14 protein-coding genes and 2 tRNA genes are annotated in these 16,574 nt (G+C 59.0%); 1 reads left to right on the top strand and 15 read right to left on the bottom strand.

All coding sequences use genetic code 11. The features are described from left to right. Window positions 1-193 precede the first annotated feature (193 nt). The 13 genes from H582_RS0123390 to H582_RS33050 form a co-directional block, all read right to left on the bottom strand. Window positions 194-595 (bottom strand): DUF2500 domain-containing protein, encoded by a 402-nt coding sequence (locus tag H582_RS0123390; RefSeq protein WP_028600474.1) that lies wholly within the window; start codon window positions 593-595, stop codon window positions 194-196. Between the two features lie 189 nt (window positions 596-784). Beyond that, on the bottom strand, window positions 785-1,813 hold the full coding sequence (locus H582_RS29300; protein WP_043111923.1) for an ABC transporter ATP-binding protein: 1,029 nt from the start codon (window positions 1,811-1,813) through the stop codon (window positions 785-787). Next, entirely contained in the window at window positions 1,810-2,847 is a 1,038-nt protein-coding gene (locus H582_RS29295; RefSeq protein WP_052333600.1) for an ABC transporter ATP-binding protein, read from the bottom strand. Before H582_RS29295 ends, H582_RS29300 begins: the two co-directional genes overlap by 4 nt. Further along, a complete protein-coding gene (locus H582_RS0123375) occupies window positions 2,814-3,785 on the bottom strand; it encodes an ABC transporter permease (protein WP_028600473.1) in 972 nt (323 codons plus the stop codon). Before H582_RS0123375 ends, H582_RS29295 begins: the two co-directional genes overlap by 34 nt. A 2-nt stretch (window positions 3,786-3,787) precedes the next feature. Then, on the bottom strand, window positions 3,788-4,750 hold the full coding sequence (locus H582_RS0123370; protein WP_028600472.1) for an ABC transporter permease: 963 nt from the start codon (window positions 4,748-4,750) through the stop codon (window positions 3,788-3,790). A 210-nt stretch (window positions 4,751-4,960) separates the two neighbouring features. Next, window positions 4,961-6,724: an ABC transporter substrate-binding protein gene (locus H582_RS0123365; RefSeq protein WP_028600471.1), complete on the bottom strand. Its 1,764-nt coding sequence runs from the start codon at window positions 6,722-6,724 to the stop codon at window positions 4,961-4,963. A gap of 541 nt (window positions 6,725-7,265) precedes the next feature. Further along, window positions 7,266-8,336, bottom strand: coding sequence for a M42 family metallopeptidase (locus tag H582_RS0123360; RefSeq protein ID WP_028600470.1), 1,071 nt, complete (start codon window positions 8,334-8,336; stop codon window positions 7,266-7,268). A gap of 81 nt (window positions 8,337-8,417) precedes the next feature. Further along, on the bottom strand, window positions 8,418-10,232 hold the full coding sequence (locus H582_RS29290; RefSeq protein ID WP_240479070.1) for a sensor histidine kinase: 1,815 nt from the start codon (window positions 10,230-10,232) through the stop codon (window positions 8,418-8,420). A gap of 8 nt (window positions 10,233-10,240) precedes the next feature. Continuing rightward, window positions 10,241-11,029 carry a response regulator transcription factor gene (locus H582_RS0123350; protein ID WP_028600469.1) on the bottom strand — a complete coding sequence of 263 codons (789 nt, stop codon included), beginning with the start codon at window positions 11,027-11,029 and terminating at the stop codon, window positions 10,241-10,243. A gap of 115 nt (window positions 11,030-11,144) precedes the next feature. Beyond that, window positions 11,145-12,809, bottom strand: coding sequence for an extracellular solute-binding protein (locus tag H582_RS0123345; protein WP_028600468.1), 1,665 nt, complete (start codon window positions 12,807-12,809; stop codon window positions 11,145-11,147). Between the two features lie 169 nt (window positions 12,810-12,978). Continuing rightward, on the bottom strand, window positions 12,979-13,866 hold the full coding sequence (locus H582_RS0123340; protein WP_043111943.1) for a carbohydrate ABC transporter permease: 888 nt from the start codon (window positions 13,864-13,866) through the stop codon (window positions 12,979-12,981). Between the two features lie 51 nt (window positions 13,867-13,917). Continuing rightward, window positions 13,918-14,874, bottom strand: a complete 957-nt coding sequence (locus H582_RS0123335; protein ID WP_028600466.1) for an ABC transporter permease — start codon at window positions 14,872-14,874, stop codon at window positions 13,918-13,920. Window positions 14,875-15,355: 481 nt separating this feature from the next. Continuing rightward, window positions 15,356-15,598, bottom strand: coding sequence for a hypothetical protein (locus H582_RS33050; protein WP_028600465.1), 243 nt, complete (start codon window positions 15,596-15,598; stop codon window positions 15,356-15,358). 226 nt (window positions 15,599-15,824) lie between these two features. Here H582_RS33050 and H582_RS33045 point away from each other — a divergent pair, with 226 nt between their 5' ends. Beyond that, window positions 15,825-16,253 (top strand): DUF4183 domain-containing protein, encoded by a 429-nt coding sequence (locus tag H582_RS33045; protein ID WP_028600464.1) that lies wholly within the window; start codon window positions 15,825-15,827, stop codon window positions 16,251-16,253. 129 nt (window positions 16,254-16,382) lie between these two features. On the opposite strand, the gene H582_RS0123320 is transcribed toward H582_RS33045, so the two are convergent. Both H582_RS0123320 and H582_RS0123315 read right to left on the bottom strand, forming a co-directional pair. Then, window positions 16,383-16,468: transfer RNA gene (locus H582_RS0123320), tRNA-Leu, on the bottom strand. 29 nt (window positions 16,469-16,497) lie between these two features. Beyond that, a tRNA-Lys gene (locus H582_RS0123315) sits at window positions 16,498-16,573 on the bottom strand. Window position 16,574 lies beyond the last annotated feature (1 nt).

Raw genomic sequence — 16,574 nt, 5'->3', positions numbered from 1 at the left:
CCTCCTTTCCTTGCCTTGCTGTACACCCTCCTTTTGCAGGAGAGTCAACTCCGGATTCGCCTGAAAAAGAAAACCACGCCAAAATGCCGGATTTCCTCAAGAGGAAATCCGGCTCTATCCGGTGCGGGCGCCGTGCTCGGCCTCCGGGTCAAGACGATATTCGGCGGAATCGCCGCGCAAGCTCCGCTTGCCTTCAGCCGAACTGAATGACGCGGTTGTTGTCGCGTTCGAAGCCCTGGAAGCGGCTGCCGCGAAACGACAGCTTGCCGATATCGCCTTCGGCCAGCTGGCCGTAATCGCGTCCGCTGATCGCGAATTCCATCCGGTCTCCGCTTTCCACCTCGAACGTCGCGTAATAATCGGTCTTCGTCTGCTGCGGCTGCCCTTCCTCGTACGGCTGCTGGCTTCGCACGCGCGAGCGCTTGCTGACGACCGCCGCCTTGACCGAGAGCAGCGGCTGCGCGCTGTTGCGGCTCCAGCTGGCGTACGAGCGGATCAGCCCCGCTCCGATGATGACCGCGATGACCGCGATCAGAATCGTCAAGCTCGTTCCCGCCGTCATAAAGATCGAATCGATGCCCGAATCGGTTCCCACTCGCGTTCCCTCCCCGATGACTGACCTTAGGCTCCTTAGTCCCATTTTATGTCGGAGCGGGACGCTTATTCGAAGGGATTGGCCGGACTCGTCCTCATCCGAACTCTTTCCGAGCCGCTGTCGTCAAAAAAAGCCGTTCCTCCAAGCCGGCCAGGCCGGTTTGGAGGAACAGCTTGTCGATTCGATGGATCAGCCGAGAGTTCTCGCGGCCAGCCGCTCCAGCGCTCCGTCCTCGACGAGCGGGAAGTGGCAGGCGACCTGACGGCCCGGCAGCGCTTCGGCGAGCAGCGGCTCCTCCGCCTTGCAGCGATCCTGCGCCATCGGGCAGCGTGGATGGAAGCGGCAGCCGCTCGGGGGATTGGCCGGAGAAGGCACGTCGCCCTTAAGGATGATGCGCTCGCGCTTGAGCGCCGGATTTGGACGCGGAATCGAGGAAAGCAGCGCCGCCGTATACGGATGCAGCGGCTTGTTGTACAGCTCCTCCGTCGGTCCGACCTCCGCCAGCTTGCCCAAATACATGACGCCGACCCGGTCGGAAATGTGGCGGACGACGTTCAGGCCGTGGGCGATGAACAGGAACGTCAGGCCCAGCTCCTTTTGCAGTCGGGCCAGCAGATTGAGCACTTGGGACTGGACGGATACGTCCAGGGCGCTCACCGCCTCGTCCGCGACGATGAACTTCGGATTGAGCGCGATTGAGCGCGCGATGCCGACGCGCTGGCGCTGGCCGCCCGAAAACTCATGCGGATAGCGATTGCGGCGGGAGGCGTCAAGACCGACCAGCTCCATCAGCTCGACGACGCGGGCGTCGATCTGCGCGGCCGTCATGTTCGTATGCACCTTGAGCGGCTCGCCGATGATGTCGCTGACGAGGAAGCGCGGGTTCAAGGAGCCGAACGGATCCTGGAAGATGATCTGCAGATCCTGGCGAAGGTCGCGCAGCTTCGAGCTGCCGAGGGCGTGGATGTTCTGGCCGTTGTAGATGACTTCGCCGTCTGTCGCGCTCTGCAGGCGCAGGATGACGCGGCCGAGCGTCGATTTGCCGCAGCCGGACTCGCCGACGAGGCCGAACGTCTCTCCCTTCTTGATTTCCAGGGAAATATCGTCGACCGCCTTTACTTGGCCGACGACGCGGCTGAGCAGCCCTTTTTTGATCGGGAAGTATTTCTTGATGTGCTTGATCTCGATGAGCGTCTCGTTCGACAGCTGCTTGCTCATACCCTTACCTCCCCGTGCTCGATCGCCGCTCTCGCCGGCGAAACCTTCGACTCGGCGGCATGCTCCTCGAACAGCCAGCAAGCGGCCTTATGGTCCTGTCCGAGCTGGAAGAAGCCCGGTTCTTGGTTGCGGCAGATGTCCATCGCATGCTCGCAGCGGGGATGGAAGCGGCAGCCGGTCGGCAGCTGGTTGATGCGCGGAATCGTGCCTTTGATCGTGTAGAGCTCGTTGCCGTCATTCGCCTCGAAGCCGGGAATCGACTTCAGCAGGCCCACGGTATAAGGATGGCTCGGCTTGGCGAAGATCTCCTCGACCGAGCCCTCCTCCATGATGCCGCCGGCGTACATGACGACGATGCGGTCGGCGACTTCCGCCGCGACGCCCATGTCATGCGTGATGAGGATGATCGCCATGCCGGTTTCTTTTTGAAGGCTTTGGAGCAGATCCAGGATCTGCGCCTGCACCGTCACGTCGAGCGCGGTCGTCGGCTCATCGGCGATGAGCAGCTGCGGCCGGCAAGCGAGCGCGATCGCGATGACGACACGCTGGCACATGCCGCCGGACAGCTCATGCGGGTACTGCTTGGCGCGGACCTCCGGAGACGGGATGCCGACCTGGCGCAGCAGCTCCACCGCTTCCTTCATCGCATCCTTGTCGGATTTGTTCTGATGGAGGCGCAGGCTCTCGGCGATCTGATCGCCGACCGTGAACACCGGATTGAGCGCGCTCATCGGATCCTGGAAGATCATCGCGATCTGGTTGCCGCGAATGCGGCGCATCTCATCCTGATCCTTCGCCGGCAGCGAAGCTCCGTTGAACGTGATGTCGCCTTCGAGGATCGCTCCTCCTGCGTAATCGATCAAGCGCATGATGGCGAGGGAAGTGACGCTTTTGCCGCTGCCGCTCTCGCCGACGATGCACAGCGTCTTTCCTTCTTCCACGTTGAAGGAGATGCGGTCGGTCGCTTTCACGATCTCCTTGTTCACGAGGAAGCCGGCACTCATTTCGTTGACTTCGAGAATTTTGCGCGCCATTGGTCCAGCCTCCTTGGAGAAAGTTGTGCTTTTTGACGCGGGTCCATCGCGTCGCGAATGCCGTCGCCGATGAAGTTAACGGACAGGACGACCAGGAAGATGCATACGCCTGGATAGACGGCTTGCATCGGATCGATCAGCATGAATTCCTGCGCGTTGCTGAGCATCATGCCCCAGCTCGTATCGGGAGGCTGGATGCCGAGTCCAAGATAAGAAAGACCGGACTCCGCCAAAATCGCACCGCCGACCATGAGTGTCGCGTTGACGATGATCGGGAAGCTCGCGTTGCGCAGCAGATGGCGGAAGATGATGCCCCAGCTGCTGACGCCGATCGACTTGGCGGCCTCGACGTATTGCATCTCGCGCAGCTGCAGGAAGTTGCCGCGGACGAGCCGCGCCACGCCCATCCAGCTCGTAAGCGATAGAATCATGATCATCAGCAAGAAGTTCGTGCCGAAGATGGCGCCGATCAGGATGTTCAGGAACAGCGTCGGAACGGAGTTCATCACGTCGACAATACGCATGAAGATGATGTCGGCCCAGCCGCCGAAATAGCCGGAGATGGCGCCGATGATGGAACCAATGATGACGGCGACGGCTGCGACGGCGAAGCCGATCGTCAGCGAGATGCGGCCGCTATAGACGATCCGCGAGAAAATATCGCGCCCCAGCTCGTCGGTGCCGAGCACATGGTCGCCGGTAAACGGACGAAGATTGGCGCTAAGCAGATCCTGACGAGCCGGATCGTAGGGCGAGAGCCATGGAGCTGCGACAGCAGCTACAATGAATAGGAACAGGACGACGAGTCCGCTCATCGCGAACGGATTCCGCTTGAACTTGTTCCACGTCAAACGCCAAGGCCCGAGCGGCTTTTCCGATTGCGGGACGATGTCTGCGGGAGCTTCCGTATTGGAAGCAGGCTGCAATTGCGCGCTCATGCCTATTTTCCTCCTTTGCCAAGCTGCACGCGCGGATCGACGGCCGCGTACAGGATGTCTGCGATCAAGTTGCCGATGACGACGAACACGGCGCTAAGCAACGTGATCGCCATCAGGACGGAGTACTCGCGAGCCATCGCCATATCGACGAACAAGCTGCCCATGCCGGGCCAGTTGAATACCTTTTCGGTCAAAGCCGCGCCTCCCACCAGCATCGGCAGGTCGAGGCCGATGAGCGTGATAAGCGGAATCAGGGCATTGCGCCATGCATGACGGAACACGACTTTGTTTTCCTTGACACCTTTGGCGCGAGCCGTCCGGATATAGTCCTGCTGCAGCACTTCCAGCATGCTGGAGCGCATGTATTTTTGATATCCGGCAAGCGAGATCAGCGTCAACACCGATACCGGCAGCACCATGTGCATCAGTAGGTCAGGAATGTCGCCTTGCTTGCCAATGGTATACATGTCGGATAAAGGAAGCCAATCCAGCTTAATTGAAATCGTACTTTGAAGGATGATGCCGAACCAGAATGTCGGCATCGCGAAGCCGACATACGAAATGAAGGAAGCGGTTTGGTCGGACAGACCATACTCTTTCGTACTATTATAAACGCCCCAAGGGATGGCAATCAGCAGCGTCAAGATCCAGGTCACGCTCATCAAGATGACCGAATTTTTGACGGTCGGCCACAGAATGTCTCCGACCGGGATGTTGTTCTTGAACGTCGCGCCGAGATCGCCGGTCAGAATGTTGCCGAGCCAGCGGAAATACTGCTGCGGCAGCGGGTCGTTGAGACCGAGCTGCTCAGCCTTGATCTGGCCCGCTTCGACCGATAGACCGGGGGAAAGGAAGATTTGGGTCGGGCCGCCCGGCGCTGCGTGGATCAGGCCGAAGGTAAAAACGGAGATGAGAAAGAGCACGACGACGGATTGCAGCGTCCGCCGGATCAAATACTCGCCCATAAGGTTATCCTCCTTGTATGCTGTTTGCTCGAATACGGATTGCCGGCTTTGCGCCGGGCATAACCGGACATTCTGCGTGTGAACCGGTTATGCGCGGAGCAAAACCGTTTTCCATCGCTGGAGAAGGCTGGATCGGCGACTGAGAAAGGACAAAGGAGGAAGGACAATGCCCTTCCCCCTCTATCGGTTGATTCTCAGGCTAACAGGGTCTTATTTCTTTTCTTCCAGCCACCATTTGTTGACGCCGAAGAAGCTTCCGTATGCAAGTGCCGGTACCGGCTTCCAAGCATCCTCATACTTCACGCGGGTGTTGTATACGGCTGGCGTGCCGTATTGGTACAGGAAGACGTACGGCAGGTTCGTGGAGATCTGCTGTGCGACCTGCTTGTAGATCTCTTTGCGCTTCTCTTGATCCGTCGTGGAGTAGCCATCGACCCACAGCTTGTCCAGCGTCTCGTTTTTGTACCAGCCGGAGTTTTGGCCGTTCGGCGGGAAGTACTTAGACGAGAAGATTGATTCGCTGTCCGGATCCGGGCTGTTGAGCGACCAGGCCTGAAGTGCGGCTTGGTATTTGCCCGGCGTGATGTTCTGCTCGATCCAGGACGAGAAGTCGATGCCTTTTGTCGTCACGCCGATGCCGATATCGCCCAGGTTTTGCTGGATGACGGCGGATACCGCTTCGCGGCGGCTGTTGCCGGAGTTGTACTGCAGCTCGAACTTGAATTCGAAGCCGTCCTTGTCGACCGTGCCATCGTTGTTGCTGTCTTTCCAGCCGTCTTCGGCCAGCAGCTGCTTCGCTTTTTCTACATTATAGTCGTAGGTCACGGCATCGCTGCCCGGATCCGCCCATGTGCCTGGCAGGAACGGAGCGTTGAGCGCCTTGCCGGTGCCTTTGAGGATGTTGTCGAGCACGCCTTGACGGTTGATCGCGTAAGCGATCGCTTGACGCGTCTTTTCGCCGGTGAACGGAGACTCTTTGCCGCCCCAGTTCATTTTGTTGAAGTTGAAGCTCATGTACTCATACAGAGGACCCGGCTCGAGAATGACGTTGAGGTTCTCTTTCGTCTTGACGGCTTCGACCTGGGTGACCGGCACGGCGCCGACCATGTCGACATCGCCTTTGATAATAGCCTGTACGTTCGTGTTTTGATCGGCATAGATCTTGTAGATGATCTTGTCGATGTTGACGTCGTTGACGTCCTTCGCCCAGTAGTTGGCATCCTTTTCAAACGACAGGTATTGCTTTTGGTTCCATTCCGTCCATTTCCAAGGTCCGTTCGTCACGGTCTTGGCCGGATCGATACCGTACGGGCTCTTCTGCAGCTCGGCCAGCGGCACGTCCTTCATAACATGGGCAGGAACGACGGAAGTGACAAGCGAGTTCAGGAATGGAGCGTAAACGGTCTTCATCGTGATTTTCGCCGTTTGCGGATCGATCACTTTAATCTTGTCCACTTTGTCGAACGTGCTGATGCCTGGGGATGCCGCGGCCGGATCCTTGATCGTGTTGAACGTGAACGCGATGTCGTCCGCCGTCACCGGCTGGCCGTCGCTCCACTTGGCGTTCGCCTTCAGCTTCAGCGTGTACGTCAGGCCGTCTGCCGAAATTTCCGGAAGCGCCTCGAGCAGGGACCAAGGCTCGGCGACAACGTTGCCGCCCGCATCATAGTCGAGCAGGTTGGAGAACATGAAGTACGCCGCATCGCCGGAAGACGTGTCTGCGATGTAAATCGGGTTCGTGTTGACGATGTCGGAGAAGGTACCGATTGTCAGCGTGCCGCCCTTGACCGGGCCGGAAGGCTCAGCCGTCGGAGCCGGGGACGCCGCTCCCTCGTTCGCGGTGTTCGTCGCCGGTGTATTTGTGTTTCCGGCGGTGTTCGTGCCGTTGTCATTGTTGCCGCAGCCTGCGGCGATGACCCCCATAACGGACAAGCTGGCAATCATGGCTTTCCACTTAAACGATGAAGCTGCCACTCCACATTCCTCCTTGGCTCTAGCCAAAACTGTGTTTTTCCGGTCTCATTGTAGCACCTTTTTTAACGTTAGAATATAGATATGTCTGAAAATAATTAAAATTTTATTAATCGCATAAATATGCATAGAATCTTTTTTCATCGGGCAGCGCTTTCAGTTAGACCGCTGTTAGGTTTAGAGGCCATTATCAATGGAGTGAGAATGTGAGATAAGTATTCGATTTTCGGGATATTCAAACAAAATGTCAGGAAATCTGACGCTTTTATTTCGATTTGAAACGAATGCTGGACACAGTACAAATTGAAGCAAAAAGCCATTATTTTTCGTATAATTTTGTTGTTTTTTAATGCAACGCTTTAACGCAATATAAAAGCAATACGTTAACTTGATGTTGTAATTATCCCTCTATAATTGCCACCATATCCCATTAAGGTGAAGTCCGTCCCTCGCCGGGCTTCTCCTTTTAGGACAAAAAGCGGACCCGTTCCATGAAAAAAGACCCCTCTTCAGGGGTCTTTCGCGCTAGCCCGACGCCTCTCCCTTACCGGGACAGAATCGTCTCGAACGTGCTTCGGTCGAGCTTGCGGACCAGCCGGAACAGCAGCTGCTTGGCCGCGTCGTAGTCGTCGACATGCATGATGGCGGCGGCGGTATGGATATAGCGGGCCGGCAAGCCTATGACCGCGGACGGAACGCCGATGCCCGACAGATGCACCTGCCCGGCATCCGTGCCGCCCTGCGAGAAGTAGTACTGGTACCGGATGCCCTCCGTCTCCGCCGTATCCCGGATGAGCTCGACCAAGCCGCGGTGGGTGATCATGCCCGGATCCTGGACGCGCAGCAGCGCGCCTTTGCCGAGCTGCCCCATAGCCGTGCGGTCGCCGGTGGAGTCGGCCGCCGGGCTCGCGTCAAGCGCCAGGAACAGGTCCGGCTGCACGAGATTGGCCGCGGTCCGCGCTCCGCGCAGGCCGACCTCCTCCTGGACGGTGGCGCCCGTATAGATTACATTGGGATGCTCGGCGCCCTTGAGCTCCTGAGCCAGCTCCAGCGCCAGCCCGACGCCATAGCGGTTGTCCCAGGCCTTGGCCATGATCTTCTTCGGATTGGCCATCGGCGTGAACGGACATACCGGCACGATCGCCTGGCCGGGACGGATGCCCATGGACATCGCGTCCTCGCGGTTGTCCGCACCGACATCGAGGTACATCGACTTGATGTCGACGACCTTGCTGCGCGCGGCATCGTCGAGCAGATGCGGCGGCGTCGAGCCGATGACGCCGATGACCGGCCCGTCGTCCGTGACGACCTCCATGCGCTGCGCCAGCATCGTCTGGGCGTTCCAGCCGCCGAGCGTCACGAACTTCAGCATGCCGCTCTCGGTGATCGCCGTCACCATCAGGCCGACCTCGTCCATATGGCCGGCCACCATGATGCGCGGCCCCTGCTCGTCGCCGCGAAAGACGCCGAAGACGCTTCCGAGGCGGTCGTGGACGAGCTCGTCCGTATGCCGCTTGAGCTCAGCCTCCACGAACCGGCGCAGCTCCAGCTCCTGTCCCGGCACGGCCCTCATCTCGGTAATCGTGCGGAATAGCTCCATCGTTTCCTGATTCATCCTGCTTGACCTCCTGCTACCCGAATGATTCCAGTATAGCGCATGCCAGGATGGATGCCAAAACCGTTCGAGTGGGTCCGCTCAGCCGCCCGCCTGTCCCTCAAGCAGCTCGTCCACCGAGGCGGACGCCCCTTCCATGCCTCGGCGCGCCGGGATGCGGATGCGGACGAGAGTGCCGCCGCAAGCCGGATCGCTCTCGATGCGCACGCCGTAAGGAGCTCCATAATACAGCTGGATGCGCTCGTGGACGTTGCGGATGCCGTAGCCGCGCCGCACGGGCTGGCGGTCGGAGAACAGCTCCTCCACCCGCTCCCGAGGCATGCCGATCCCGTCGTCGCGTACCCAGAATTCGAGACATAAGCCGCTATCCTCGCGGAGCAGCATGGCGCCGATCGCCAGCTCGATCCGGTCGCCCTTCCACGCATGCTCCAGCGCGTTCTCGACGAACGGCTGCAGCAGCAGCTTCGTCATCATGAAGCGGTTCACCTCCGCGTCCCACTCGTACGCCACGCTTACCCGGTCGCCGTACTTGACCTGCTGAATGGCCAGGTACGCCTGGATCTGCTCAAGCTCGTTGCCCGCGGGGATGATCGTCTTGCCTTCGTTGAGCGACATGCGGTAGAACTTCGCCAGGTTCATGATCATCCGATGCTGCTTCTCCACCTCGCCGAACTTGGCCAGCCGGCTGATCGAGGACAGCGTATTATATAGAAAATGCGGATTGATCTGCGCCTGCAGCGACTCGAGCTCCGCCTCCTTCTTGCGCAGGTTGGTCAGATAGACCTCCTGGATCAAATTGTCGGTCCGCGCCCCGAGCGCATTGAGCGAGTCCGCGATCTGCGCGAACTCGTCCTGGCCGCGGTAGCGGATGCGCTTGCTGTAGCTGCCTTGGCTGAACGCTTGCAGAATATGGATGATCTTGTTGATCCGCTTCATGAACGCTCGCGTCACAGTCAGCGCGACCGCAGCGATGACGATCGCGCTCAGCACGCAGACAAGCATCGTAATCCAGGTGATTTTTCGGGAGCCCGATTCCAGCACGTCGATCGGGATCGCCGCCACGAGATTGTAGCCCAGATCCGGCAGATGATCCTGAATGATCAGATGACGATCCACCGGCATGCCCTTCCAGTTGGCTGGAGCTTCTTCTCGCGGCCCAGAGGCGAACATAATCTGCTTGTCCTTCGTCTCGATCTGCAAGGCGCTGCCGCGGATCAGCTTGCTCGCATCCACGCTTTCGAACAGATCGCTCAGAAAGACGCTGATGCGAATCATGCCGACATCCCGCAAGCCGGTCGCCTGGCTCGTATCGACGAGCCGTCGAAGCAGCGAGATACGGCCATGCTCGGCGTCGTCGCCGACCTGCATCCAGACGAGCGTGGAGCCGTACTTCTCCTCCGGGAACATGCGATACCAGGATTCGTTCTCGATGCGGCTCAGATGCAGCATCTCGAAAAAGCGGTTCTTGACCGCGACGATATCCGTCCCCGGATCGGCGGTATAATACACCTCCGAGATCGATTCGTTCTTCAAATAGACGCTGAGCCGCATTTTGCGGTTCGTCGAGTCGAGCGTCGCCCAAAACTTGGGCATCAGCACTTTTTTGGTCGCTTCATAGCTGACCCAGCCGGCTTCCGCATGACGGATCGACCGGGCGAGCGTCGTGTCGTAATACAGCGCGTCGCTCAGCCGCTTCGTATCTCCGACCTTGTACTGAATGTTGTCCTCCATCTGCCGCAGCGTGCCGCGCAGGCTGCTCTCCGTCTGGGAGCGAACCGATTCCGACAGGACCATGTTGGCGACATAGCCGAGAATCGCCAGCGGCACGATCGTCAGCAGCATATAGGATGCGAAGAGCTTGATGCCGAACGGGATGTAGTTCTTTTTCCGATCCATAGCGCCGCTCATCCCATTCTTCGATATTCGTTGGGCGTGACCCCGAACGTTTCCTTGAACTGGCGGCTGAAATACGGCATGTACCGATAGCCGACCTTGTCGGCAATCTCGTAGATGCGCAGCCTCGTCTCGCGCAGCAGCTCCCCGGCCTTGCGCATGCGCCGATCGATGAGATGCTCGCTGAAGTTCACTCCGGTCTCTTCCTTGAACAGCGCGCCGAGATAATTGGGCGAAAAGGAAAATTCGTCCGCCAGTAGCTTCAGCGTCAGATTCTCATGCAGATGCTTCTCGATGAACGCCGTCATCTCGATGATGAGCTTGGCGTTTTTGGAGCTTCCCTTGCCGGCCGCTCCGGAAGGACGAGCCTCTTCCTTGACGTCGTGCGCCGCCGCAGAAGCGGCTGGCAGCGCCTCCTTCTCCCCGTCGAGCTGCTGCACGAGTCTCAGCAGCGCCGCTTCGAGCTCCGAGTCGTCCATCGGCTTGAGCACATACCCCCAGGCGCGGAGCTGCAGCGCCTGCTTCACATAATGGAAATCCTGGTAGCCGCTCACGAAGACGACCCGCAGGGAGGCATATAAAGAAAGCGCCTTCTCCGCCAGCTCCAGCCCATTCATTCTCGGCATATGGACATCGGTCACCAAGATGTCGATCCGCTCCCGCTCCAGAATCGCATAAGCGTCATAACCGTTGTGCACGGCGCCTACGACCTCCAGCCCGAGCTGCTCCCACGGAATGAATGCGAGCATCCCCTTCAAGTCCAGCTCCTCGTCGTCGACGAGAAGAACCTTATACTTCACGGAGCCCCCTCCTTCGCGTTTCGGTCCTGTTCTATGAAAGAAAAACCGCCGTCCCGGCCGGGACGGCGGACTTTCCTCTAGTATAGCGCGAGCGGATCCCGAATACAGTCGCTTCTTAGTTGCCCGCCATTTTCGTTTTGTTTTCTTGCCATTTTTGCGTCTTGAAGTCAAGCAGCTGCTGATAACCGATCGCCATGGCGTCCTTGTCGGCTTTATCGAGGATCGACAGCACTTCTTCGTCGCTCTTCGCATACAGCGCCTTGGCGCGAGCCTCATCCCAGATCTCTTCTACGCTCGTCTGGATGATGCCCTCCTCGGAGTCGGCCGCAGGCGCGAGGTTGATGAACTCCGTCGCGTCCTTCTGCGTCGGCCACGTAATCGTGCTTTGGTACTTCGACTCCCAAGTCTGCTCGGCTGCCGGCAGCGTCGACTCGAATTTCATCTTGGACTTGTCGATGAAGACGGAATTGCCGACCCATTGCAGGTTGACGGTAGCGTCCATCGTTTTGGTGCGGCCTTCTACGTCGCTCAGGTAAGCTTCCGTGAACTTAGGAGCGCCGTCCGCTTCGTCATAGCCGTCCCAGTATTTGCCCTCTGGTCCCCAGATCAGCGTACGGGTACCTTCCGGACCGGTCAGCCAGTCGAGGAACGCGAAGATCTTTTCCGGATCCTTGGCGGATTTCGTGATGACGCTGACGTTCCAGCCGAGGCGCGTGAACGTGCCCGGGAAGATCTTGTTCTTGTCGAGACCTTCTTTGTGGATCGGCCAGACCATGAAGTAGCCGTCGTTCGGGTCCTTCTTCTTCAGTTCGGCATCGCCAACGGACCCATACTCCGTCGGGCTTGCGCCGGCGAAGACGGCCGCTCCTCCCGTGTAGGCCTTTTCCTTGACCTGATCCTTCGTCTGGGTCATGGAATCCGCGCTCATCAGCTTCTCACGGAACAGCTTGGAGGCATACAGCATCGACTCGCGGAAGACGTCGTCCTTGAAGATCGATGTCAGCTTGTCGCCGCTGATCGCCGCCCGGTTGGAGATGGAGGCGAGGTTCGCATCTTCTTTGAAGGCGCTGTACAGAACGTCAAGCCCTTGGCCGTCGACCGCCAGGTCCGGGTTGAACGGCGTCACGTTCGGGAATTTCTCCTTGACGGCTTTCAGATAGTTGTAGAAGTCGTCCGTCGTCTCCAGCTTCGGCGAGCCGAGCGCCTCGTAGTATTTTTTGTTGACGACGTAGCCGGCGTTGCCGATCGGCTGCGACGTGTACCAGTTCGGGAACTGATAGATTTTGCCGTCGCTCGAGCGGAGCATGTTGATCGCTTCTTCGCCGACCCATTTTTTGAAGTTCGGATATTTGTCGAGGTAGTCGTCGAACGGTACGAGCATGTCGGCCGCGCGCAGCTTCTCGACATCCGCGCCGCGGTCCATCCAGATGACGTCGGGGAGCGTGCCGGAGGCGATCATCGTGTTGAGCTTCTGGGCCGCATTGCCGCCCGACTGGACCGCTGTCACGTTGACCTTCATGTTGTCCTTGATCCACTTGGATGACTCGTCGGCGCCCCATGTCGGCATCGTGTACCAATCATAATGGCCGTACATGCTGTACTCGAGCGGCTCGCTCCCGACCGTCCAGGCCGCGCCGGCCTCAGGCGCGGCGGAGGCTGCCGGAGAGGCGCTCGGCGTGCCTGCATTTTCGGCTGCGCCGCTGTTGCCCGCACCGTTGTTGCCGTTATTTCCGCCCGAACAGCCGGCCAGCGCAGTCGCTGCCGCCAATGCCAGAGCCATGCCTTTGAACGCGTTTTTGTTCCATTTGCCCAACTCGTTCATCCCCTTTTCTCAGCTCTAATGATAGAAGGATTGCTATGTTTGAACGCGCGGCCACCCGCTCGGCGGACTGCCGCGCCTAAAAACCAAGAGTACTTGCTTGCGGCCGAAGTGGGCTGAAGTCTCCGAATCAGCCCTTGACGGAGCCGACCAGAACGCCCTTGACGAAGTAGCGCTGTACGAACGGATAGACCATGATGATCGGCAGCGTCGCCACCATCATCGTCGCCATCGAGAGCGACTTGCTCGTGATGCTCTTCATGGCCGACAGGCGGGCCTGCGCCGCCGAATCGAGCTGCTGCATTTGCTCGGTCATGATGTTGGAGTTGAGGATCTGCTGCAGCTTCGTTTGGATCGGAATCAGGTTCTCGTTGTTGATGTAGATGCTTGGCATGAACCAGTCGTTCCAATGGGCGACCGCCGTGAACAGCGACAGCGTCGCGATGACGGGTCCCGAGAGCGGCAGCACGATCCGGAAGAAAGTGCCCCAATAGCCGCAGCCGTCGATCTTCGCCGACTCGTCCAGACCGGCCGGGAGACCGAGGAAGAAGGTGCGGAAGACGATCATGTTCCAAACGCTGATGAGCGACGGGATGATGAACACCCAGAAGGAGTCGAACAGGCCGAGCTCGCGAATCAGCAGGAAGGATGGGATCAGTCCGCCGCTGAAGTACATGGTGATCAGGCAAGCGACCATGTAGAACTTGCGGCCCATCAGCTCGCTTCGGGTCATGCCGTAGGCGAAGATCGCCGTGCACAGAATCGCGGAGGCGGTGCCGATGATCGTACGCAACACGGAGACGCCGAAAGCGTGGATGATGCGCTTGTCCTGGAAGACGATTTCGTAGTTTTCCAAGGTGAAGGACCGCGGCCAGACGGTGACTCCGCCGAGCGCAGTGTCCATGCCTTTGTTCAAGGAGACGACGAGCGCGTTCCAGAACGGATAGAAGGTCGATAGGGCCAGCAAGGCCAGAAAGAGATAGACGAAGGCGGTCAACACGCGGTCGCCGCTGCTCATCCTGATTTTCAACGCAGCTTCCTCCTTAAAGGGCCTGATTCTTGGTGTCGATTACCAGAGGCTGTTGCCGGAACGTCTCGCGAACAGATTGGCCAGCGTCAGCAGCCCTACGCTGATGATCGCCTTGAACAGGCCGACGGCAGTCGCATAGGAGAACCGCTGGGACTCGATGCCCATCCGGTACACGTACGTATCCAAGACATCGGACACATTGCGCAGAATCGGGTCCTTGCCGAGCAGGAGAATATCCTCGAAGCCTGCGCTGAGCAGGTTGCCGACCGCCAGGATGAAGAAGATGACGACAACCGGCATGATCGACGGGAGCGTGACCAGGAAGATCTGCTTGAAGCGGCTGGCCCCGTCCATCGAGGCGGCTTCGTACAGGCTTGGATCGACACCGGCGATGGCGGCCAGGTAGACGATGGAGCCGAAGCCGATTTCTTTCCAGACGCCCGTCGTGACGAGGATCGTCCAGAAGTATTCCGGCATGCTCAGCCAGCTGAGCGGCTCGTCGATCAGGTTGAGCGATTGCAGGAGCATATTGAGGCTGCCGTTCTCCGTGGACAGGATGGAGATGGCGAGGCCGGATACGATGACCCAGGAAAGGAAATGCGGCAGGTAGCTGACCGTCTGCACGATTCGCTTGAAGAAGCGGTTGCGCACCTCGTTGAGGAGCAGCGCGAGCAGGATCGGGGCCGGGAAGCCGACGGCGAGCTTAAGCCCGCTGATGACAAGCGTGTTGCGCATGACGCGCGTGAAGTTCGGATCGTTGAAGAAGCGCTCGAAATGCTTCCAACCGACGAATGGGCTGCCTGTGATGCCCTTGAAGATGTTGTAGTCCTGAAAGGCTGTGATAACGCCGTACATCGGGATGTAGCTGAAGACGAAAATGAGCAGCAGCGCGGGAATGACCATCAGCTGCAGGTCCCATTGTCCGAAGAAGCGGGTCAGGACCGTTTTCTTTTTCGGCCGTTGCGCCGGGTTCAATTCCGTTTGTAGTTGAGCCATGTTGATTGTTCCTCCCCCCGCTTCTAATTGTAGGATGGGCGTGATAGCGCTTCTACTGGCCCATTCAACGAAAAATGATAGAAATCAAAGAAATGTGAGTTTCCATCACATATTTGATTGGGATGATCGCAATTTGTGAACCCTTACAAAAAATGTATGCGTTATCCAACCATTTTGATTTCGCTTACACCTGACATCGCCTTTCGTCAGACCGGCCAAAAGGTCAACATACCTCACATGCCGGTCTCCCATTCCAATGGAGTCCGCTTCGAAAACGCCCAAAGCGGAGGCAGCGCCGTTTCGATCCGGCTCCGCGCCTCATATACTTTTGGCAAAGGCGGAGAGCAGATATGACGAAACGACGAAAAAGCGAGCCCTTGCTGCGAGCCCCGCGATCGGCGCCGTGCAGCAGGCTGAAGAAGCGCCGCAGAGGCGGAAGCGAGGCGCTGCGCAAAACTAGAGGCCGGCTCCTTCGAACGGATCAGCCCGGACGCAGAGCCTGCCGCTGCCGAGAGGCCGGGAAAAGGCGGAGCGAGCCGCGAGCCGTCAGGCGCAAGCCGAGCCGGTCCCGGGCGGTCGCACGGCGTACGATCGTAGCCGAGCGCTTCGGGTTCCTGGCCCGCTCGGACGGCGTCAGCCGGCGATACGGGCCAGGAGCGGGCGGCATCGGCGACATCCCCGCTCCGAGCGCGGTCACCTGGCAGCAGCTGTACATCAACGGCATGCCGCAGCCGCCGCGCGCCTATTCGGTCGAGCCGGGCCGCCTCACGCTGCTCGTCCGCGACCTGCCGTCGCCCGGAACGCCGATCCAGCTGGAGAGCTGCCGGCTCTCGCTGGCCGCAGCGCGCCGCAGAGCTTCCCGATCCGCTCGCAACGGGCCCGAATCTATCACTTTCCCCTGGCGGGATTCATATCTTATAGAATCAACTCGGAAAGGAGAGGATCCTCTCATGCCTCCCTCCCTGATCAAGCCGTACCTCGTCGTGACGAGCACAGTGAGCGGCACCGTGGATACGACGACCGTCACGGCTGTCGACGATGCCGTAACCCGCTTCAACACGGCGGTGACCGCCCCGATGATCGACGCCGGAGCCGGCACGGTGACCATTCCGGCCGAAAGCTTCTTCGACGATGCAGGAGACCCTGTGCCGACGGGCAGCCTTCCCGTCGTCTCTGCCGGCGGTTATGTCAATGTGTATGTCAACGGCATGCTGCAGCAAGGAGCGCTCACGACGACGTCGCCGACGACGGTCGTGATCGCATCCGCCGACATCGTCCCCGGCACTCCGGTCATTCTGGAATTCCATTCCTACGACGGCACGACCTCCACCAGCACGTCGGTGCCTTCGCTCATCGTCAATTCGACGATCACGAGCTGAAGCCGGTCCGCGCTGCGCGCCCAGACAAGCCGAAGAGGCCCTCGTTTCCTTTAGGAGACGGGGGCCTCTTTCCGCGTATTGCGGGAAAACAAAAAACCCTTACGAAGTAAGGGTTGGATTGACGAAGTATGGTGCGGTAGAGAGGACTCGAACCTCCACGGGCGTACGCCCACTACCCCCTCAAGATAGCGTGTCTGCCATTCCACCACTACCGCACGTTAGGTAAAACGAGGGGAAACAAAACTGGTGAGCCATGAAGGACTCGAACCTTCGACACCCTGATTAAAAGTCAGGTGCTCTACCAACTGAGCTAATGGCTCT

Source organism: Paenibacillus pasadenensis DSM 19293, assembly GCF_000422485.1.
GTDB classification, from domain to species: domain Bacteria; phylum Bacillota; class Bacilli; order Paenibacillales; family Paenibacillaceae; genus Paenibacillus_O; species Paenibacillus_O pasadenensis.
The sequence above is the reverse complement of the archived record's forward strand: the minus strand, read 5'-3'. Positions and strand labels throughout refer to the sequence as shown.